Source organism: Tardiphaga sp. 841_E9_N1_2 (assembly GCF_051811065.1).
In the GTDB taxonomy this organism is placed as follows: Bacteria; Pseudomonadota; Alphaproteobacteria; order Rhizobiales; family Xanthobacteraceae; genus Tardiphaga; species Tardiphaga robiniae.
In genome coordinates, this window is record NZ_JBPWQC010000001.1 from 2,703,920 (window position 1) to 2,725,496 (window position 21,577).

Below are 21,577 nucleotides of genomic sequence, written 5' to 3' on the forward strand. Positions count from 1 at the left end.
GTTACCCGGCGAGTGCCTTTCGCACGGCGTCGCCGTCGAATCCCTTGAGGCCGATGACTACGAGGTGCTCGGCCTGCGCCACATCCGGCCGGGCGAAGGCGAGATCGACGCGGGCGCCGACGGCCTGCACGACGATCGGAGCGGATTTATCGGCGATGCGGGCATGGCCTTTCACGCGCAGCACGCCGTCGAGGCCAAGCGCGTCGCTGATGCGCGCACGCATCGCGTCGATGCTGGCCGCAGCGGCGGGTTTGACGACGATGCTGTCGAAATCGTCATGGTCGTGTTCTTCTTCCTCGCCGTGATGACCGACGCGGGCAGCCATGTCATCCTCGGCCGCGGCGTTAAGGCCGATCAGCACCGACGGCGCGAGATCGCCCTTGGAGCGCACGATGCTCACACCCGGACGCAGCACGGCCTTGAGCTTGGCTTCGATCTCGGCGAGCTTTTCCGGGGTGACGAGATCGCTCTTCGAGAGAACCACAAGGTCGGCGCAAGCGAGCTGGTCCTCGAACACTTCCTCGATCGGATCGTCGTGCCCGATACCCTCGTCCCTGGCGCGTTGCTCGGCAACGGCATCCTCATCGAGTGTGACGCGGCCCTCGGACAGCGCCAGCGCATCGACAATGGTGACGACGCCATCGACGGTGGCGCGGGTCTTCACCGCCGGCCAGGCAAAGGCCTTCAACAGCGGCTGCGGCAGCGCGAGGCCGGAGGTCTCGATGACGATGGCGTCGAGCGGGCGTTCACGGGACAGCAGCTTATCCATGGTCGGCACGAAATCGTCAGCGACCGTGCAGCAGATGCAGCCATTGGTGAGTTCTACGATATCGCCGGGCGCACAGGCCTTTGCCGCGCATTCCTCGACCAGACCGCCATCGAAACCGGCATCGCCGAACTCATTGACGATCACGGCGATGCGGCGGCCATCGGCCTGGGTCAGCAGCGAGCGCAGCAGCGTGGTCTTGCCGGCGCCGAGAAATCCGGTGAGGACGGTGACGGGAACGCGGGACATTCAATTCTCCTGGGAACGCTTGAGCCAGAGCGGAAGCCCGGCGGCAACGAAAGCAACATTCGGCACGGCGGCCGCGATGATCTGGTTGAGGCGGCCCTGCGCATCGCGAAACGCGCGGCCGAGCGGTGTCTCCGGCACGAGGCCGAGGCCAACTTCGTTGGACACGAACACGATCGGATAGCGCGAGACATCGAGGAAGCGCACGAGGCGCTTCGCTTCAATCTCTGGATCGCGCTCGGCCAACATCAGGTTCGACAGCCACAGTGTCAGGCAATCCACCAGCACGACGCGCCCGACCGTCGCCTCGCGCGTCAGCGCATCGACCAGCGCCAGCGGCTCTTCCACGGTGATCCAGCCTTCGCCGCGCTGCTTGCGATGCTGCGCGATGCGGGCATGCATCTCGTCGTCACCGGCCGTTGCAGTCGCAAGATAGACTTTGGTCAGGCCGATGCCATCGACCAGCTTTTCGGCGAAGGACGACTTGCCCGAGCGCGCACCACCCAGCACCAACGTGGTAGAGGTCGCGGTCATTTCGGCGCACGCCCATCTTCAGGCGACCAACGCATCGGCGGCACACGCGCGACCATGCCCTTGCGCAGCACCTCGGCGCGCTCGCGCCATGGCACCAGGCCGTAGTCGGCCTTCTGATAGGACTCCACGAAAGACACCAGCGCCGCGCTGCCGCTATCGGTCTGCAGATCGCCGAACAGGAACGTGTAGCCATCAGGGCTCGTCACCGCGACGGTTGCTGGCCGCTTGCAGACGCTGAGACACTGCACCGGACGCACCATCACGGCGGCATCGCCATCGCCGAGCGCGGCCTTCACCGCATCGAACATGTCCGGCCCGACGATCGTGCCAGTTTCGGCGGCCTTGCAGCTGATGCACACGCTCACGACAACGGGACCAGCCGGCACGGGGCGCGGCGGTTCGACCGAAATTTGTTCGCCAGAGATATCGGCGCTGTCGTGATCCATCACATGCTCAGTTCATGCCCTCGCGGGCCTACGAGCTTTGTTGGATCGCGCCGACAGCATGGCCGTCGGTTCGCTCCCGTCCGGTGCACCCCGCCCCGACGACGCCTCCAAAGCACAGTTCGTGATGGCAGGTCTCCTGGCTTGCGAGTCACAGCCTGTTGCCGCCTTCCCAAGAATTCTGAAGAATTCCCAGTGGCACCGGCGCGGGCTCGTCGCTTACAGTTGCGGGGGCAGCGCCGGCCTCAAACCGGCTTCCCTATTCACCTTCCACGCGGAAGGACCATCGTAAAAGACGCTATCTGCCAGGTGCGCCGGGGTCAACCGCGCCGACGGACTGTCGCCCGGACCTGTTGACCTTGCAGGTCGTCTTGCGTCAGTTAGGCCGCGAAAAGGAACCCTATGTCCGCCTATTCCCAGCCCTTGTGGCAGCCGCCCGCCATTGCGCCTGTTGACCCGCAGATCGCGGCAGGAATCCGCGCCGCCATCGACGGCAAGGCCAAGCCGCTGGGATCGCTCGGACGAATCGAGGAGCTGGCATTGCAACTCGGCATGATCCGGCATCCAGGCGAACCGCGCGGTGACAATGCCGTGCTGCTGGTCTTCGCCGGAGATCACGGACTCGTAGCCGAAGGCGTGTCGCAATATCCGTCGGCGGTCACGGTCGCGATGGTGATGACCTATCTGGCCGGCCGCGCCACGGCCAATGCTTTCGCCGCGGCCAATGACATCGGTGTGCGCGTGATCGACATCGGCGTCGCTGCGGAACTGCCCGTCCATCCGAAGCTGATCGACGCCAAGGTTCGCATGGGCACAGCCAACGCTGCGCGCGAACCCGCGATGACGGCAGAGCAAGCGGCGGATGCGCTGACGCGCGGCTTCAGAATCGCCGTCGGTGAGATCAAGGCCGGCGCAGACATCATCGCGCTCGGCGAGATGGGAATTGGCAACACGGCCTCCTCGGCACTGGTGGTTCATCGACTCGCACCGGCACCCCTGGATGATTGTATCGGCGTTGGCGCCGGGCAGGATGATGCCGGCATGGCGCGCAAGCGCGCGGCGATCACGAAGGCGGCAGCGCGCAGCGACGCAACTGCGCCACTGGATGTGCTGGCCCAATTCGGCGGATTGGAAATCGCAGGCATGGCCGGAGCGATCCTCGGCGCAGCTTCGCAACGGCGGCCGGTGATCATCGACGGCTTCATCTCCAGCGCCGCGGCACTGCTCGCCGTTCGTCTGTGCCCGGCTGCACGCGGCTACTGCGTCTTCGCACATCGTTCGGCTGAACGCGGCCACGACATGGTGCTCAATGCGCTCGATGCCCAGCCGCTACTCGATCTCGGCTTGCGGCTCGGTGAAGGCACCGGCGCGCTGCTTGCGGTGCCGCTGGTCCGTGCTGCCGCGCGCATGCTGACCGACGTTGCGAGCCTCGACGACGTGCTGGCCGGAAAGATCTAGATGAGGCTGGATCCGCATCTTTTGAATGCGATCCGTTTCCTGACGGTGCTGCCGGTACCGGCAACTGGCGACGCGCAGGATGCTGACTGGCTTGCGCGTGCAATGAAGTATTTTCCGATGGTCGGCGCCGGCATCGGTGCTGCATCCGCAATCGTGTTTCTCGTTGCCGGCGAATTCTGGTCACCGCTGATTTCCGCCCTGCTGGCAATCACGGCAAGCATCGCTCTGACCAGCGCGCTGCATGAAGACGGCCTTGCCGATACGGCCGACAGTTTCGGCGGAGGCTGGACCGTCGAGAAGCGCCTCGCGATCATGAAGGACAGCCGCATCGGCACTTACGGGGCGCTGGCACTCGGCCTCGGCGTGGCGCTGCGCATCGCGGCGCTCGCCATATTGCCGCTGTGGGCAGGTGCGGCAGCGCTGATCGCCGTCCACGCCGCAGCGCGCGCCATGCCGGCCTTCGTGATGAACCGCCTGCCCTATAGCGGCGATACCAGTGCGATGAAGGTCACTTACGCCGAGGCGCCCGTGCGATTTAAGGAATCGTTGTTTGCACTTGGTGTGGTTGTGCTTGCAGCAATCCCGCTTGCGCTCGTCTCGGTCGCATCGCTTTTTGCGGGTCTTCTGCTCGGCGCAGCGCTCGCCGCACTGCTCGCACTCTGGTCGCGTCGCCTGATCGGTGGTTACACCGGCGACGTGCTCGGTGCCGTCGAGCAACTCTTCGAGATCGGATTTCTTCTCGGCGTTGCGGTCCTGATCAGATAGGCCAGTTCAACGGCAATCGATAAGGCTCACCTTCAAAAGCGTCCGCACCGCGGCCGATGCGTGCGATGGCTTCGACCATGCGGCCGTCGCGACCAAGCTGTTCGTCGGCCAATTGCACCATCAATTTGTTCGGCGTCACATAAGGCGAACGTTTGCGTAGTTCATCTGCAATCGCCGTCTCATAGCCAGGATTGCGATCGCAGGCGATGGCGTAAGCGGCGGCGCTGGAACGGCTGATACCGGCCCAGCAGTGAATGAGCATCGGGCGGTCAGCGATGCTGCCGCGGCCGAATTGAAGAATGGCATCCACGACGTCGGCATCGGGCGCGATCAGGTCCGGCGTTGCTTCGACGATATCGTGAAAGGTCAGCTCCACATGCCGCTCACGCGCCAACCCGCTCCAGTCGCGCTCGCTCGCGGCGGGCGACAGAAGGGTCAGCAGATCGAAGGACGGCAGTGAGTTTGCCACAGCAGCAAGGCCTCCGAGCGAGCTCACATAGATCATTCGAACACCCTGCTCGCTGTTGTCATGTTCTTCCTCTCACCCACGGCGAATGGACCTTCTTCAACCTCATGCCGCTGCGATGTCGCTGACGCAAGGTCGGTTTCTTAATACCACCCCCGACCTTTTCGCACCTGCACCATCGCAAACAGAAGAAAATACACCAATCAGAACAATTGGTTACTCGCTCGAACTTTAGACAACCGAGGCAGGCCAATCTTAAAGAAGTTGCGATAGGTATCTAACTTACCAGTGCAGAGTCCAGGACGGTACGATGCTGAACTACTTCGAAATGGCGGCATCACAAATCGGAACGATCTTCCGCGTGCCGCGCGAAAACCCCGAACTGGTGGAAGCGAAACTCGCTGCCTTCACCCGTCAGGTGCCGATGATGTATGCGCTGGTGGTCGTCAACACGACGGCACTTGCGATCACCTTTTATGGTACTGCGCCACATCTGCTTACCGTCTATCTCCCTGCTGCATTCGATGCAATCTGTGTGATCCGGATACTGAGCTGGCTGAGAGCGCGGAACACCACGCTGTCACTCAATCAGGCCGTCGAGAAGCTCACCGGCTCGATCATCTTTGCAGGCATTCTCGGCGTCGCGTTCACTGCCTGGAGCCTCAGCCTGTTTCCCTATGGCGACGCCTATAGCAAAAGCCACGTTGCGTTCTTTATGGCCGTCACATCGATCGGCTGCGGTTTCTGCCTCATGCATCTGCGCGCGGCAGCGCTGATCGTAATGGCGCTGGTTGTCGTGCCTTTCGCGTTCTTTTTCGGCTCCAGCGACAATGTCGTCTTCGTCTCCATCGCCTTCAACTTCGTCGTGGTTATCGGGGCCGTTCTCTTCATGCTGCTCGGCAATTACTCCGACTTCGAGAAGCGGGTGAATTCGGAGAAGGCGCTGCGTATCAAGCAGGCTGAACTGCAGGTGCTGAGCGACAAGAATTTCCGGAATTCGAATATCGACAGCCTCACCGGTCTCCCCAATCGCCGGAACTTCTTTGCCGAGCTCGAGCGCGGCATTGTCAACACTGAGCACAGTAGCGGCGGCCTGCTGCTCGGTATCCTGGATCTTGACGGCTTCAAGCCGATCAACGACATCCATGGGCACCACACGGGTGATCGCTTGCTGGTCGAAGTCGCAGACAGACTGCGTGCACATCTCGCCCCTCACGTGTTTCTGGGCAGACTGGGCGGCGACGAATTCGTCATGTTCAGCGACCAATTGCTCGACCCGGACGCGATTGTTGAGGCGGAAGAGAGCATCGAGAACCTGTTCGACATCCCGTTCGAGATTGATAACATTACAGTTAGCATCAGCTGCTCGATCGGATATGCGGAATTTCCGGACACAGCCAGGACCGCGCAGGATTTGTTCGAGCGCGCCGATTACGCGCTGTTCTTTGCCAAGCAGCACAAGCGTGGCAAGGCCGTTCGGTTTTCTGCAGAACACGAAGCCGATATCCGCGAGGCCTCCTCTGTGAGTCGGGCCCTGGCCAGTGCCGACCTCGAACGGGAATTGTGGATCGCCTACCAGCCGATCATCGACGCAGAAACACAACAGCCCGCGAGCTTCGAAGCCCTGGCACGCTGGAAGAGCCCGGAGCTCGGCAATGTTCCACCGATGAGCTTCATTGTCGCCGCCGAGCGCTCAGGCATGATCGGCCAGTTGACCCCGTTGCTGCTGCGCAAGGCCCTTGAAGGTGCAGCGACATGGCCGGAGCATGTCCGGATTTCGTTCAACCTCTCTGCGGTCGACGTCGCCTCTCCCCTGTCGATCCTCAAGATCATTGCTGTTGTCCAGCAAAGCAAAGTGAAGGCCAGCCGTATCGACTTCGAGATTACCGAGACGGCCGTGATGGGGAATCTCGCACAGGCGACCGAAGCGCTGAATGCCCTGAAGGCCCTGGGCGCCCGCATCTCGCTGGACGATTTCGGCACCGGCTATTCGAGCCTAAGCTGCATCCGCGAATTGCCGCTGGACAAGGTCAAGATCGATCGCAGCTTCATCAGCAAGATCGAGACGGATTCTGCTGCGCGCCTGATCCTGCGCACCATGCTCGGACTGTGCAACGGCCTCGGTCACGACTGCATCGTCGAAGGCGTCGAGAGCGACGAACAGGTCGACTTCCTGCGCAAGGAGAACTGCCGTTTCATGCAGGGCTACTTCTTCGCCAAGCCCATGGGCATCGAGCAGGTCGGCGATTATCTGGCCTCCGTTCAACACGGCGTGCTGGCCGAACGCACCGCCAGCTAGTCGTTCTGTCCGTCGAGCAGCCGCACCGCCTCGAACAGCGTCGCCGCGCCGACGGCCAGTTGCTCGGGCTCCGACCATTCCTCCGGGCAATGGCTCTTGCCGTCCTTTGACGGAATGAACAGCATCGCGCTGCGGCCGATATGCGACATGAAAGCCGCGTCGTGACCGGCGCCCGACGCCAGCCGCGTCGTGGAATAGCCGAGCTTGGCAGCGCTACGCCCGAGAACATCGAGCAGGTGATCGTCGCAAGGCGCGGGAGGATTTTGCGAAATCAACGCGAAACGTTCGCGTTCGACCTTGGCTCGCCCTGCGATGGCGAGGCTCTCGCGGTCGAGCAGTGCCACGAATTCATCGACCAGCGCGGCCTTCTCTGCGCGAATATCGAGGATCATGCGCGCACCGCCGGGCACGACATTCGCGGCATTCGGACTGATCTCAAGGATCCCTGTGGTGGCGACGAAGTGGCCTTGTTTGCGCGCGGCAAAGGCATTGGCCTGCTGCGCGACCAGCAGCACGAGTTCGGCGGCGGGAAGACTCGCATCCCTGCGATATTCCATCAGCGTCGAGCCGGCATGATCGGCGGCGCCCTTCAGCACGATCTCGACGCGGGTGATGCCGGCGATCCCCGTGACGAGACCGAGATCGAGCTTCTTGCTTTCCAGCACCACGCCCTGCTCGATGTGCAATTCGAGATAGCCAACGAATTCCGGCTTCTGCATCGCGGCGATGGCGGCAGGATCACCGCCGACGCGCTTGATGGCATCGGCCAAAGTTTCGCCTGCTGCGTTGGTGTAAGTCAGCATCCTGGCATCGAGCTCGCCGACCATGGCGCGGCTGCCGACGCAGGACATACCGTATTCGCTGGGCTCCTCGGCGAGGAAATCGACGATCTCGATCGGATGCCGGGGCTTGTAGCCGGACGCCTGCAGCGCACGCACGGCTTCCAGCGCCGTCAGGATGCCGGAAATGCCGTCGAAGCGGCCGCCGGATGGCACCGTGTCGGAATGCGAGCCGAGCATGATCGGCGGCAGGCCCGGAACGCTGCCTTCCAGCCGGGCGATCATGTTGGCGCCGGCATCCATGCGCACAGTCATGCCAGCAGCAATGAATTGCTCGCGCAGCCAGGCGCGCCCATCGAGAAAACGCTGCGAGAACGATCGCCGCGTCCATGGCTTGTCGGGATCGGTGATGGCGGCCAGCGCCATATGGTCGTCCCAGAGGCGGTTCTGATCGATGGGCGGTTTGGTGTCGGTCGGCATGATCGGCATGAGGCTCATGAGTTGGCGGCACTGGCGCCGGCGCGATTATTGTTGAACACTTTGGCCATCGTGAAGCAAGACGATGGACATCGAGAAGCAAGAAACGATCAGGGAGAAAATCGTGAGCAGCAAGACCAGGATCGCATGGGTGACCGGCGGCGGCACCGGAATCGGCAAGGCGAGCGCAGCGGCGCTGCTGGCGGATGGCTGGACGGTGGTCATTTCCGGCCGCCGGGCCGATGTGCTGAAGGGCGTCGCCGATGAACTCGGCGCCGGCGGCAAGCCGGTTGAAGCAATGGCGCTGGATGTCAGCAATGCCGACGATGTCAACAAGGTGGCGCAGGCGATCCTCGCCAAACATGGCCGTATCGACCTCCTGGTGAACAGCGCCGGCGTCAACCTGCCGAAGCGGAGCTGGGAAGACGTCACCCAGGACGGCTGGGAGCAGATCGTCGACATCAATCTCAATGGCGTGATGTATTGCATGCGCGCGGTGCTGCCGGCGATGCGCGCGCAGAAGGACGGCTGCATCATCAATGTCGCCTCATGGGCGGGGCGCATTGTCTCCAAGATGACGGGACCAGCCTACACCGCCACCAAACATGCGGTGCTGGCGCTGACCCATTCCTTCAACATGGACGAATGCGTCAACGGCTTGCGCGCCTGCTGTCTCTCGCCCGGCGAAGTCGCCACTGACATCATGAAGAACCGTCCGGTGCCGCCGAGTGACGAGGTGATGGCGCGGATGCTGCAGCCGGACGATCTCGGCAAGACCATCGCCTTCATCGCCAGCATGCCGCCGCATGTCTGTATAAATGAGGTGCTGATCAGCCCGACCTGGAATCGCTCGTTCCTGGCCATGTGAGCGTCGTGACAGTGGTCTGATTTGATTGTCAAACAGCCACTGCTTTGCAGACATGCGTCATCGCCCCCATTGTTTGCGGCGCGGGGGGCGCCGTCGTGTTTTGCATTCCCGCCCCCTTGTGAGAGGGCGTGCGGAACGCCGGGTGCCCGTTGCACCCTTGGGCCTGATGCGATGCGGTCTTCCGCAATTGTGAGTGCATCAGGACTTTCGGAGGCGCCGAGCAAGTGCCCGACGTTCCGCCTGCGGTGTTTTTTCGGTTGCCTGCACATCTGCCATGGCGAACGGTCCCATCACCAAAATTAATGTCCCAGGGCGGAGGGACAGGGTAGCCGCAAAGCACTTGGCCGAACGCGTTTCGATTTGGTCGTCCGTCACACTGTCCAGGGATCTTTCCATCTCAAGGTCGGCCGTCTCCTTGCCAGTGGCAGTGCTGGCGCAAATCCGTCCTGCCCGAAGACAGACGTTACCCCATGAACCGCGTGACGCCGCATCTCCGGCGTCCACCGCATCCCACCCCGCGAACGTGACGATCGCGATCGCCCCTCTCGGTGGGGCAGGACGAAGGGGAATATAAACCTGACGGGGATGTTGTCAACGGGAAATAGGAAAAAATGTTTGGGCGCTGTCTTCCCGCCCCACCCTGTCATTCCGGGGCGCGGGCGCGTCTTCGCGCACGTGAACCCGGAATCTCGACATGTTCAGCGCAAAACACGTCGGAATTCCGGGTTCGCGCTCTGCCGGCTTCGCCGGCGACGCGCGCCCCGGAATGACAGTGGAAACTCGGCTCAGTCCGGCCCGCTCCGCGGTCCGTCCTGCCCCGGAATGACGAGCCAAGGCGCACGTCCCGAAATGACGGCGTGAAAACCTCACCCGTTCTTCGCGAACAACTCCCGCCCGATCAGCATCCGCCTGATCTCGCTGGTGCCGGCGCCGATCTCGTAGAGTTTGGCGTCGCGCAGCAGGCGGCCGGTGGGATAGTCGTTGATATAGCCATTGCCGCCGAGCAGCTGGATCGCATCGAGCGCGCATTGCGTGGCGCGTTCCGACGCATAGAGGATGGCGCCGGCGGCATCCTCGCGGGTGGTCTCGCCGCGATCACAGGCTTTCGCCACCGCATAGACGTAAGCGCGCGCCGAACTCAGCGCGACATACATATCTGCGATCTTGCCCTGCACCAGCTGGAAGTTGCCGATCGGCTCGCCGAACTGTTTGCGCTCGTGCACATAAGGCTGCGCGACGTCGAGACAGGCTTGCATGATCCCCAGCGGGCCTGCCGCGAGCACCGCGCGCTCATAATCGAGGCCGGACATCAGGACATTGACGCCGCGACCGACCTCGGCGAGCACGTTCTCCTCGGGCACCTCGCAATCCTCGAAGACGAGTTCGCAAGTATCCGAGCCGCGCATGCCCAGCTTGTCGAGTTTCTGCGCCGTCGAAAAACCCTTCATGCCCTTTTCGATGATGAAGGCGGTGATACCGCGCGGGCCGGCAGCCGGATCGGTCTTGGCATAGACCACCAGCGTCTGCGCCACCGGGCCATTGGTGATCCACATCTTGTTGCCGTTGAGAACGTAGCGGTCACCCTTCTTGTCGGCGCGGGTCTTCATCGACACCACGTCCGAGCCCGAGCCCGGCTCGGACATCGCGAGGGATCCCACATGTTCGCCCGAGATCAGCTTCGGCAGATATTTGCGCTTCTGTGCTTCATTACCGTTGCGGCGGAGTTGATTGACGCAGAGGTTGGAATGCGCGCCATAGGACAGTCCCACCGACGCCGAGGCGCGCGAAATCTCTTCTACCGCGATAACGTGTTCGAGATAGCCGAGCCCGGCGCCGCCGAACTCTTCCTCCACCGTGATACCGTGCAGGCCGAGCGCGCCAATCTTGGGCCAGAGATCGAGCGGAAACTGGTTGGTCTTGTCGATGGCTTCGGCGCGCGGCGCGATCTCGTTCTGGGAGAAGTCACGCACGGTCTCGCGAATCGCGTCCGCAGTCTCGCCGAGATCGAAATTGAACATCCGTTGAGCGTTCGCAATCACAGGGTCGCCTCCGGTCAGAACGGCGCGCAAGCGCACCGATTTTGTTGATTGAAATCACCATGTCACGGGCCGAACGGGCTGAGAAGAGGCATAAAGTGGTCCTTGCTCTTGGCCCCGCAACGGGTTGTAATTCATCCAAATAAGCCCTCCGGGACCAACCACGGAAGGCATGCCAGGGGAGAGAACCGATGCTCGATCGCGTCCAGGATTCCGACAGCAACGAATCCGCCCAAGCCGCCGCTCACGCCCAAGCTTACGGGATGCCGCTCGATGAGTTCGATCCCGGCAACCCCGAACTGTTCCGCACCGATACATTCTGGCCCTATTTCGAACGGCTGCGCCGCGAGGATCCCGTCCACTACTGCAAGGACAGCATGTTCGGACCGTATTGGTCGGTGACCAAGTACAACGACATCATGCAGGTCGAGACCAATCACGCCACCTACTCTTCCGCCGCGGCTTTCGGCGGCATCACCATTCGCGACGCCGGTGTGCAGTTTCGCCGGCCGATGTTCATTGCCACCGATCCGCCGCATCACAGCGCCCAGCGCAAGACGGTGGCGCCGATGTTTGCACCTCACCACATGGACGAGCTTTCGAGCCTGATCCGCAGTCGCACTGCCGAGGTGCTGGACTCCCTGCCCCGCAACGAGACCTTCGACTGGGTCGATCGCGTGTCGATCGAATTGACCACACAGATGCTGGCGACCCTGTTCGACTTTCCCTGGGAGGAGCGCCGCAAGCTCACCCACTGGTCGGATGTCGCCACCATGTTGCCACCCACGCCGGAGGCCGAGCTGGAGCGGCAGAGAGAACTGCGCGAATGCGGTGAGTATTTCGGCCGGTTGTTTCAGGAGCGCCTCAATGCGCCGCCAAAGAGCGACCTGATATCGATGATGGCGCATAGCGAGGCCACGCGGCATCTCGACCCCGAGAGCTTTCTCGGCAACATCATTCTGCTGATCGTGGGCGGCAACGACACCACGCGCAACTCGATGTCTGGCGGCGTCTACGCACTCAATCAATTCCCCGGTGAATATGACAAGCTGCGCGCCAACCCGGCGCTGATCGAGAGCATGGTGCCGGAGATCATCCGCTGGCAGACGCCGCTGGCACATATGCGGCGCACGGCGGTGCAGGACACCGAGCTCGGCGGCAAGCAGATCAGGAAGGGTGACAAGGTCGTAATGTGGTACGTCTCGGGCAATCGCGATGACGAGGTCATCGAAAACCCCAACGAATTCATCATCGACCGCATCAGGCCGAACCGCCATCTGTCATTCGGCTTCGGCATTCACCGCTGCGTCGGCCTCAGACTTGCCGAACTTCAATTGAAGATTGTGTGGGAAGAGATCGTGAAGCGCTTCGACAGGATCGAAGTCGTCGGCGAGCCGCGCCGCGTCTTTTCGAGCTTCGTGAAGGGTTATGAAACACTGCCCGTGCGGATCGCTGGCTGAACCAGCGACCGCGACGGCTCAGGATCGATTTTTTGGAGAGCAGACGCCATGAATATCCAAGCCAGGATCAATCCTGACAAAGCCGAGATCCAGCGCGTCGCGCGCGAGATCGCCCATTCGACGCTGCTGAAGGATTTCCATCCCGGCGCGCCGAAATTGTTCGCGACCGATACGCTGTGGCCGTTCTTCGAACGGTTGCGCAAGGAAGAGCCGGTGCATTACTGCACCAATGCACCGATCGAGCCCTACTGGTCGGTGACCAAGTATCACGACATCATGCATGTCGACACCAATCACGGCATCTTCTCGTCCGACGTGAAGCATGGCGGCATCGCGATCCGCGATGTGCCGGAAGGTTATGACTGGCCGAGCTTCATCGCCATGGATGAGCCGAAGCACAGCGCACAGCGCAAGACCGTGACGCCGATGTTCACGCCTGATCATCTCGACGAGATGGCAGTGCTGATCCGTGGGCGCGTGTGCAAGGTGCTCGACGGATTGCCGCGCGGCGAGACCTTCGACTGGGTCGAACGCGTCTCTGTCGAACTCACCACGCAGATGCTTGCGACCCTGTTCGACTTCCCGTGGGAGGAGCGCCGCAAGCTGACGCGCTGGTCGGACGTGTCCACAGCGCTGCCAAAAAGTGGCATCGTGTCGTCGGAGGAAGAGCGCCGCCGCGAGATGGACGAATGCGCCGCCTATTTCCAGAAACTCTGGAATGAGCGCGTGAATTCCGACCCACGGAATGACCTGATTTCCATGATGGCGCATAGCGACGCCACACGCTTCATGGATCCCGACACGCTGATGGGCAATATCATCCTGCTGATCGTTGGCGGCAACGATACCACCCGCAACACCATGACCGGTTCGGTGCTGGCGCTGAACGAGAACCCCGACCAGTATCAGAAGTTGCGCGACAATCCGTCGCTCATCGAGACCATGGTCCCCGAAGTGATCCGCTGGCAGACGCCGCTGGCGCATATGCGCCGTACCGCCATGCAAGATACTGAACTCGGCGGCAAGACTATCAAAAAGGGCGACCGGGTGGTGATGTGGTACGTCTCGGGCAACCGCGACGAGGAGGTGATCGAGCGCCCGAACGAATTTATCATCGACCGCGCGCGGCCCAAGATTCACCTGTCATTCGGTTTTGGCATACACCGCTGCGTGGGCATGCGCCTGGCGGAGTTGCAATTGAGGATCGTTTGGGAGGAGATACTGAAACGGTTCGAGAACATCGAAGTTGTGGGGGAACCCAAGCGCGTGTATTCGAGCTTCGTTAAAGGCTACGAGACCCTCCCGGTTAAAATTACGTAAGACCGGAGGATTTCGTAATGCCGGTCAGGATTCATAATTTTCCCCTCAAGAAGAGAAGCTCAATTCCTTGACGAAACACCATCCCGCGGAACAGGACGAATTCCACGATATCCGCGATGCCGTTGCCAAATTGTGTGCACAGTTCCCCGGTGAATACTGGCGCAAGCTCGACCGCGAAATGGCCTATCCGAAGGCTTTCGTCGATGCACTGACGGAAGCCGGCTACCTGTCGGTTCTGATCCCCGAGGAATATGGCGGCTCCGGCCTCAAGCTCTCCGCAGCAGCGGCGATCCTGGAAGAGATCCAGCGCGCCGGTTGCAATGGCGGCGGCTGCCACGCGCAGATGTATACGATGGGCACGGTGCTGCGTCATGGCAATGACGAGCAGAAGGCCAAGTGGCTGCCGAAGATCGCCAGTGGCGAAGTTCGCCTGCAGGCCTTCGGCGTCACCGAGCCGACCTCGGGCACGGACACATCCTCGCTGAAGACGGTGGCGAAGAAGGACGACAACGGCGACTACATCGTCAACGGCCAGAAGATCTGGACCAGCCGCGCCGAATATTCCGACCTGATGGTGCTGCTCGCGCGCACCACGCCGAAGGAACAGGCGGCGAAGCGCACCGACGGCCTGTCGGTGTTTCTGGTGGACATGAAAGAGGCCAAAAAGAACGGCCTCGAGATCCGCCCGATCCGCACCATGATGAACCACGCCACCACCGAAGTGTTCTTCACCGACATGAAGGTGCCGGCGGAAAACCTGATCGGCGAAGAGGGCAAGGGCTTCCGCTACATCCTCTCCGGCATGAATGCCGAACGCATCCTGATCGCCAGCGAATGCGTCGGCGATGCCAAGTGGTTCATCGCCAAGGCGTCGGCCTATGCCAAGGAGCGTCAGGTGTTCGGCCGCCCGATCGGCCAGAATCAGGGCATCCAGTTTCCCATCGCCAAGGCCTATGCGAATATGCGCGCGGCCGAGCTGATGGTGAAGGAAGCGCTGCGCAAATACGAAGCCGGCATGGAATGCGGCGCCGAGGCCAACATGGCCAAGATGCTCGCCGCCGATGCGTCCTTCGAAGCGGCCAATGCCTGTATCCAGACTCATGGCGGTTTTGGATTTGCCGAGGAATACGACGTCGAGCGCAAATTCCGCGAGACCCGTCTGTATCAGGTGGCGCCGATCTCGACCAACCTGATCCTGTCCTTCGTGGCCGAGCATGTGCTCGGCATGCCGCGCTCGTATTGAGATAGACACATGCTGCCGCTCAAGGGACTGACCGTCATCGCCGTTGAACAGGCGGTGGCCGCACCATTCTGCAGTTCGCGGCTCGCGGATGCCGGCGCGCATGTCATCAAGATCGAGCGCCCCGAAGGCGACTTTGCCCGTGGCTATGACGCCGCGGCGAAGGGCCAGAGCAGCTACTTCGTCTGGCTCAACCGCGGCAAGGATTCCGTCGTCGTTGATCTCGCCACGCCGGACGGCCGCAAGGCCATGGAAGAGCTGATCGCCACCGCCGACGTGCTGATCCAGAACCTCAAGCCCGGCTCGATGGACAAGCTCGGTTTCACCCGCGAGCGGCTGCGCAAGGATTATCCGCGGCTGATCTGCGCCACCATCACCGGCTATGGCGACACCGGCCCCTATGCCCATCGCAAGGCCTATGACCTGCTGATCCAGGCAGAGAGCGGACTCGCCTCCATCACCGGCGGCCCCGAAGGCCCGTCGCGCGTCGGCGTCTCCATCGTCGATGTCGCCACCGGCGCCGCCGCGCATGCGGCGATCCTGGAAGCGCTGATCGGCCGTTCGGTGACTGGCGAAGGCGCCGATATCCGCATCTCGATGTTCGATGTGATGGCCGACTGGCTCACCGTGCCGCTGCTCAATGCCGAAGCCGGCAACGAGCCGAAGCGCATGGGCCTCGCGCATCCCTCCATCGCGCCCTATGGCGTGTTTCGCTCCAGGGACGGCAAGGACATCCTGATCTCGATCCAGAGCGAGCGCGAATGGAAGATCCTCTGCGCCAAGGTGCTCGGCGATCCCGCGCTGGCCAGCGACCCACGCCTGGTCAACGGCGTCGAGCGCGTGCGCAACCGCGCCTTCACCGACCAGACAGTCTCCGACATCTTTGGATCGCTCAGCCGCGACGAACTGCTGAAGCGGCTAACGGATGCCGACATCGCGTTTGCGGAAGTGAACACCATGGCGGATCTCACCACCCATCCGCATCTGCGCCGCATCACGGTGAACACACCGAATGGCGAAGTGTCCTATCCGGCGCCGGCCGCGATCTGGGTCGATGCACCGCGCAGCTATGGCGCCGTGCCCGGCATCGGCGAAGTGCAGAAATAATCTTCAAGATCAGATGGAGGTCGTCATGACCGACAAGCTCGACATCGATCATCTCAAGCAGTGGATCGGTCGCACCGACGAGGCCTCCGACGTCGTGACTGCGCAGCTCGTAAAGGGCCTGCGCGCCACGTTGTTCCTCGACATCGGCACGCCGAAGCCGGGCGATGCCGCGCCGTTCACGACGCAGTGGTGCCTGGCGCAGCCCGTCGCCGCGATGGACAAGCTCGGCCCCGACGGTCACCCGGCGCGCGGCGGGTTTCTCCCGCCTGTGCCGCTGCCGCGTCGCATGTGGGCGGGCGGTGAAGTGCAGTTCATCGAACCGTTGCTTGTCGGCGACGAGGTCACGCGCTCCTCGAAGATCCTCGACGTCAACCTCAAGACCGGCTCGACCGGCGCGCTGTGCTTCGTCAATGTCGAGCACCTGATCACCACCAAGCGCGGCCTCGCCATCCGCGAGCGTCAGGACATCGTCTATCGCGCCATGCCGACCAGCATGGCGCCCCCGGCCCCCGCGCCGAAGGAGGTCCCTGCGGCCAAGCATCAGGAGACGCATTACGCCGATCCCGTGCTGCTGTTTCGCTATTCGGCGCTGACCTTCAACGGTCACCGCATCCATTACGACCGCGACTATGTCACCAAGGTCGAATTCTATCCGGGCCTCGTGTTTCATGGGCCGCTGCAAGCGGCCCTGCTGGTGGAGTTCGCCGCCAAGCTGAAGGGCGGCAAGGCGCCGGCGAAATTCAGCTATCGCGGCGTGTCACCACTGTTCGACGGCGCGGATTTTTCGGTGAATGCGAACGAGACAGCGGACGGGCTCGACGTCTGGACGGCGAACCATCAGGGCGCGCCGACCATGAAGGCGACCGCGAGCTGGTAATCGCAGCGACGCTCTGACCTAACCTCTCCCCGCAATGCGGGGAGAGGTCGCCGCGACTTCGCGGCGGGTGAGGGGCCGCACGCTATAGAGACCCAGTGGCCTCACCTATCGGATCTCGACTTTTCGATCCGCAATCTCCCCAGCCTTTCGCGGGCTATGTGCCCCGCCCCTCACCCCACCCCTCTCCCCGCGCAAGATGCGGGGAGAGGGAGCGACGGCGCGCCTCCGCCTGGTCGGCGCGGTTTTGCCCCCTCCTCCCGGATTGACTCCCGGCCCCCTCCTGCTGTTGATGAGTCAACAACACACGGCAGACCACTGCCCGATCCCGTGAGGAAACGACCTTGGCCCGCGACAGCAAGACAACCGCCGCCCGTACTCCCGTCAGTGTCAAAGACGCCACGCTGAACCTTCTGCGCGGCTTCGGCATCACCAAAGTCTTTGGCAATCCCGGCTCGACGGAACTGCCGTTTCTGTCCGACTGGCCGGGCGATATCGATTACGTGCTCGGCCTGCAGGAAGCCTCCGTGATCGGCATGGCCGATGGCTATGCGCAGGCGACGCGCAATGCCGCTTTCGTCAACCTACATTCGGCCGCCGGCGTCGGCCATGCGCTGGGCAATATCTACACCGCGCATCGCAACCAAACGCCGATGGTCATCACCGCCGGCCAGCAGGCGCGCAGCATCCTGCCGCTGCAGGCGTTTCTCTATGCCGAGCGCGCGTCGGAATTTCCGCGGCCCTATGTAAAATACAGCGTCGAGCCTGCGCGTGCAGAGGATGTGCCCGCCGCGATCGCCCGCGCCTATTATGTCGCGATGCAGCCGCCTTGCGGACCGACTTTCGTGTCGGTGCCGATCGACGACTGGACGCATCAGGCCCAACCTCTTGAAGCACGTTATGTGAGCCGCGAGCTCGGGCCAGATCCCAAGGCGATGCAGGAACTCGTCGCCGCACTCAACACAAGCAAGAACCCTGCATTGATCGTCGGCCCCGGCATCGACCGCGCAAACGCCGTCGATCTCATGGTCAGCGTTGCTGAGAAAACGAAGGCCGCCGTCTGGGTCAGTCCGTTCTCGGCGCGTTGCAGTTTCCCGGAACTTCATCCGCAATTTGCGGGGTTCCTGCATGCGTCGCCGGCACAACTCTCCGACGCGCTACGCGAACACGATCTGGTCGTCGTGATCGGCGCGCCGGTATTCACCTTCCACGTCGAAGGTCATGCCGCGATCTTCGACGGCGATACCACGATCTTCCAGATCACCGATGATGCGGACTCCGCCGCCGTGGCACCGATCGGTACCAGCATCATCGCGACCATGAAGCCGGCGCTGACGCTGCTACTTGAGCTGCTGCCCGATACCAAACGGGCAGTCGCCAAGGGCCGCATCCTGCCGCCGCCGCCCGCAGGTGCTGACCCGATCCCGATAGATTATCTGCTGCACACGCTGTCGCGGGCCATGCCTGCAGATGCGATGCTGGTGGAAGAGGCACCCTCGCATCGCCCGGCGATGCAGAAGTATCTTCCGATGCGCGGCGCCAACAGTTTCTACACCATGACCTCAGGCGGTCTCGGCCACTCCCTCCCCGCCTCTGCCGGCATGGCACTAGGCTATCCGGATCGGCGCACCGTCTGCCTGATCGGCGATGGCTCGGCGATGTATTCGATCCAGGCACTGTGGACCGCCGCGCAGCGCAAATTGCCTTTAACCATAGTGGTTATCAACAATTCCGGTTACGGCGCGATGCGCTCGTTCAGCCAGGTGATGCAGGTGCGCAATGTTCCCGGGCTGGATCTTCCCGGTCTGGATTTCGTCAAATTGGCGGAAGGCATGGGCGCGCATGCGGTGCGTGTGAGCAAATCATCGGAACTTGCGGGCGCTTTCGCGGCCAGTCTGCAACATCCGGGCGTCAGCCTTGTCGAAGTCATCGTCGACTCGGCCGTTCCCGTGCTTTATGGACAGAAGCATTGATATGACAGGATCATAACGGAAGGGCCGGCATGACCAAGCAGCCGAACGACAACGCCAAGAAATCGCACAGCTCCCACTGGGGTGCCTTTTCCGGACAATGGGTCGACGGCAAGCTGGTCATCACACCGCATCCGATCGATCCCGATCCGAATCCGATCATCCAGAATTTCCCCGAGGCGCTCCGCCACAAGGCGCGCATCGCCAAGCCGATGGTGCGCCGTGGCTGGCTCGAGAATGGGCCGGGCCCGGACGAGCGTCGCGGCCGTGACGCTTTCGTCGAGATGGAATGGGACGAGGTGCTCGACCTGCTCGCCGGCGAGCTGAAGCGCGTCAAGGATACTTACAGCGCCAAGGCGATCTATGGCGGCTCGTATGGCTGGTCGAGCGCGGGGCGTTTCCATCATGCGCAGAGTCAGATCCATCGTTTTCTGAATGTCGCGCTTGGCGGCTATGTGCGTTCGGTCAACAGCTACTCGGCCGGCGCATCGACAGTTCTCATTCCGCACATCCTCGGCAACTATGAAGACATGACCCGCCGCAATATCGGCTGGGACGAGATCGTCGAGCACACCGATATCATTCTCGCCTTCGGCGGCATGAACACCAAGAACTCGCGCGTCGCCGGCGGCGGCATCAGCAAGCACACCGAACATCGCGACATGATCGCACTGAGCAAGCGTGGTGGCGAACTCGTGCTGATCTCGCCGCTGAAGAGCGATCTGCCGGATGAAGTGAACCAGGACTGGGTCGCCGCGCGTCCCGGCACCGACGTGGCACTGATGCTCGGCATCGCGCATACCGCGGTCATGGACGGCACCCATGATCGCGCCTTCCTCGACAGCCACACCCATGGCTGGGATACTTTCGAAGACTATCTGATGGGCCGCAGCGACGGGCAGCCGAAGGACGCCGCCTGGGCCGCTGCGATCACTGGTCTCACCGCCGACGCTATTCTCAAGTTGGCGCGGCGCCTGCCCGGCAAGCGCGCGCTGTTCGTGGTCGCGCATTCGCTGCAGCGTGCGAAGCATGGCGAGCAGCCGGTCTGGATGGCTTCGGTGCTGTCGGCGATGTTCGGACAATCGGGCCTGCCCGGCGGCGGCTTCGGCTATGCGCTCGGCGCCATCGCCAATTACGGACGCCGCCAGAACGCCGTGCCGATCGCCGGCCTGCCGCAGGGCAAGAACGGCGTCAGCGAATTCATTCCAGTGGCACGCGTCAGCGACATGCTGCTCAATCCCGGCGCACCGTTCGAATATAACGGCGCGCATATGACCTATCCGGATATCAAGCTGGTCTATTGGGCCGGCGGCAATCCGTTCCATCACCATCAGGACCTCAACCGCCTGCGCAAGGCCTTCGCGCAGGTCGATACGCTGGTGGTGCATGACCTCGCCTGGACCGCATCGGCACGCCATGCCGACTTCGTGCTTCCCTGCACCATGTCGCTGGAGCGCGAGGACATCGGCTCGTCGCAAACCGATTCGATGATGGTGGCGATGCATCAGATGGCTGAGCCGTTCGGCGACGCGCGCGACGACTACGCGATCTTCACCGGCCTGTCCGAACGCCTCGGCGCCGCCGATGCTTTCACCGAAGGCCGCACGCCGCGTGAATGGCTGAAGCATCTCTATCAGCCGACCTATGACGGCCTGGTCGCCAAGGGTCTCGACGCGCCCGATTTCGATGCCTTCTGGGCGGCCGGCGAAGTGATGCTGCCGCAGCTGCCGCTGGACGGCGGCACGCTGCGCGCCTTCCGGGAAGACCCTGAGGGCACGCCACTGCCGACCACCAGCGGCAAGATCGAGATCACGTCCGACACCATCGCCAGCTTCGGTTACGACGACTGCCCCGGCCATCCCGTCTGGCTCACGCCGGAGGACGTGGTCGATGCGACCAATCCGCTGCAGCTCGTCGCCAACCAACCGGCGTCACGACTGCACAGCCAGCTCGATTTCGGCGGGCATAGTTCGGCAGAAAAGCGCCGCGGCCGCGAAGTGGCCCGCATGCATCCGGTCGATGCGGATGTGCGCGGCATCAAGGACGGCGACATCATCAAGCTGTTCAACCAACGCGGTTCGTGCCTCGCCTCCGTCGTCGTCACCGAGGACGTGATGGCCGGCGTGGTGCAGCTGCCGACCGGCGCCTATTACGATCCCGAGGATCCGAACGAGGAGAAGCCGCTCTGCGTGCACGGCAATCCGAATGTGCTGACAAGGGACACCGGCACCTCGCGCCTGGCGCAGGGCTGCACCGGCCAGCTCACGGTGGTGAATGTCGAGAAGTTCACCGGCAACCTGCCGCCGATCCAGGCCTATGATCCGCCGGTCCCGGTGATCTGGCCGCGCCCGCCGAAGCTGGAAGCGGCGGAGTAGTCCTCTTTCTAACCTCTCCCCGTTCTTTACGGGGAGAGGTCGCCGCGTCTTCGCGGCGGGTGAGGGGCCGCGCGCGACATTCGCCAGAGCGCCA

General features: G+C 62.6%; 17 protein-coding genes and 1 riboswitch. Of the genes, 11 read left to right on the forward strand and 6 right to left on the reverse strand.

Annotation, left to right across the window (positions count from 1 at the left end):
* Position 1: 1 nt before the first annotated feature.
* The 3 genes from cobW to AB8A50_RS13080 are packed head-to-tail and all read right to left on the reverse strand — an operon-like array spanning position 2 to position 1,992.
* Positions 2 to 1,015 carry a cobalamin biosynthesis protein CobW gene (gene cobW, locus AB8A50_RS13070; RefSeq protein WP_439077909.1) on the reverse strand — a complete coding sequence of 338 codons (1,014 nt, stop codon included), beginning with the start codon at positions 1,013 to 1,015 and terminating at the stop codon, positions 2 to 4.
* A complete protein-coding gene (cobU, locus tag AB8A50_RS13075; protein WP_439077910.1) occupies positions 1,016 to 1,546 on the reverse strand; it encodes a bifunctional adenosylcobinamide kinase/adenosylcobinamide-phosphate guanylyltransferase in 531 nt (176 codons plus the stop codon).
* Positions 1,543 to 1,992, reverse strand: a complete 450-nt coding sequence (locus AB8A50_RS13080) for a DUF1636 family protein (protein ID WP_089265284.1) — start codon at positions 1,990 to 1,992, stop codon at positions 1,543 to 1,545. Before AB8A50_RS13080 ends, cobU begins: the two co-directional genes overlap by 4 nt.
* Before the next feature lie 109 nt (positions 1,993 to 2,101).
* A riboswitch (cobalamin riboswitch) is annotated at positions 2,102 to 2,292 on the reverse strand.
* Positions 2,293 to 2,391: 99 nt separating this feature from the next.
* On the opposite strand from AB8A50_RS13080, the gene cobT reads away from it, so the two are divergent.
* On the forward strand, positions 2,392 to 3,447 hold the full coding sequence (cobT, locus tag AB8A50_RS13085) for a nicotinate-nucleotide--dimethylbenzimidazole phosphoribosyltransferase (RefSeq protein WP_439077911.1): 1,056 nt from the start codon (positions 2,392 to 2,394) through the stop codon (positions 3,445 to 3,447).
* Positions 3,448 to 4,212: an adenosylcobinamide-GDP ribazoletransferase gene (gene cobS / locus AB8A50_RS13090; protein ID WP_439077912.1), complete on the forward strand. Its 765-nt coding sequence runs from the start codon at positions 3,448 to 3,450 to the stop codon at positions 4,210 to 4,212.
* On the opposite strand, the gene AB8A50_RS13095 is transcribed toward cobS, so the two are convergent.
* On the reverse strand, positions 4,205 to 4,717 hold the full coding sequence (locus AB8A50_RS13095; protein WP_439077913.1) for a tyrosine phosphatase family protein: 513 nt from the start codon (positions 4,715 to 4,717) through the stop codon (positions 4,205 to 4,207). The two genes, cobS and AB8A50_RS13095, sit on opposite strands and share 8 nt — an antisense overlap.
* 271 nt (positions 4,718 to 4,988) lie before the next feature.
* On the opposite strand from AB8A50_RS13095, the gene AB8A50_RS13100 reads away from it, so the two are divergent.
* Positions 4,989 to 6,977 (forward strand): putative bifunctional diguanylate cyclase/phosphodiesterase, encoded by a 1,989-nt coding sequence (locus tag AB8A50_RS13100; protein ID WP_439077914.1) that lies wholly within the window; start codon positions 4,989 to 4,991, stop codon positions 6,975 to 6,977.
* On the opposite strand, the gene AB8A50_RS13105 is transcribed toward AB8A50_RS13100, so the two are convergent.
* Entirely contained in the window at positions 6,974 to 8,254 is a 1,281-nt protein-coding gene (locus AB8A50_RS13105) for a Zn-dependent hydrolase (RefSeq protein WP_439077915.1), read from the reverse strand. The genes AB8A50_RS13100 and AB8A50_RS13105 overlap by 4 nt on opposite strands.
* Before the next feature lie 64 nt (positions 8,255 to 8,318).
* Here AB8A50_RS13105 and AB8A50_RS13110 point away from each other — a divergent pair, with 64 nt between their 5' ends.
* Entirely contained in the window at positions 8,319 to 9,101 is a 783-nt protein-coding gene (locus tag AB8A50_RS13110) for an SDR family oxidoreductase (protein WP_439077916.1), read from the forward strand.
* 866 nt (positions 9,102 to 9,967) lie between these two features.
* Here the strand turns inward: AB8A50_RS13110 and AB8A50_RS13115 are convergent.
* Positions 9,968 to 11,140 (reverse strand): isovaleryl-CoA dehydrogenase, encoded by a 1,173-nt coding sequence (locus AB8A50_RS13115; protein ID WP_089265707.1) that lies wholly within the window; start codon positions 11,138 to 11,140, stop codon positions 9,968 to 9,970.
* Positions 11,141 to 11,400: 260 nt separating this feature from the next.
* Between AB8A50_RS13115 and AB8A50_RS13120 the strand changes: the two genes are divergently transcribed.
* From AB8A50_RS13120 to AB8A50_RS13150, 7 genes are all read left to right on the forward strand, one after another.
* Positions 11,401 to 12,597, forward strand: a complete 1,197-nt coding sequence (locus AB8A50_RS13120) for a cytochrome P450 (protein ID WP_439079975.1) — start codon at positions 11,401 to 11,403, stop codon at positions 12,595 to 12,597.
* A 48-nt stretch (positions 12,598 to 12,645) separates the two neighbouring features.
* Positions 12,646 to 13,917: a cytochrome P450 gene (locus AB8A50_RS13125; protein ID WP_439077917.1), complete on the forward strand. Its 1,272-nt coding sequence runs from the start codon at positions 12,646 to 12,648 to the stop codon at positions 13,915 to 13,917.
* Between the two features lie 67 nt (positions 13,918 to 13,984).
* The gene (locus AB8A50_RS13130) at positions 13,985 to 15,160 is read left to right on the forward strand and encodes an acyl-CoA dehydrogenase family protein (protein ID WP_089265293.1); all 1,176 of its coding nucleotides are present in this window, start codon (positions 13,985 to 13,987) and stop codon (positions 15,158 to 15,160) included.
* Positions 15,161 to 15,169: 9 nt separating this feature from the next.
* Complete coding sequence (locus tag AB8A50_RS13135) at positions 15,170 to 16,264, forward strand: CaiB/BaiF CoA transferase family protein (RefSeq protein WP_439077918.1); 1,095 nt, start codon at positions 15,170 to 15,172, stop codon at positions 16,262 to 16,264.
* Between the two features lie 25 nt (positions 16,265 to 16,289).
* The gene (locus AB8A50_RS13140) at positions 16,290 to 17,141 is read left to right on the forward strand and encodes an FAS1-like dehydratase domain-containing protein (protein ID WP_439077919.1); all 852 of its coding nucleotides are present in this window, start codon (positions 16,290 to 16,292) and stop codon (positions 17,139 to 17,141) included.
* A gap of 341 nt (positions 17,142 to 17,482) precedes the next feature.
* Positions 17,483 to 19,111, forward strand: a complete 1,629-nt coding sequence (mdlC, locus tag AB8A50_RS13145; RefSeq protein ID WP_439077920.1) for a benzoylformate decarboxylase — start codon at positions 17,483 to 17,485, stop codon at positions 19,109 to 19,111.
* Positions 19,112 to 19,140: 29 nt separating this feature from the next.
* Positions 19,141 to 21,483: a molybdopterin guanine dinucleotide-containing S/N-oxide reductase gene (locus tag AB8A50_RS13150; RefSeq protein ID WP_439077921.1), complete on the forward strand. Its 2,343-nt coding sequence runs from the start codon at positions 19,141 to 19,143 to the stop codon at positions 21,481 to 21,483.
* The last annotated feature ends 94 nt before the right edge of the window (positions 21,484 to 21,577 follow it).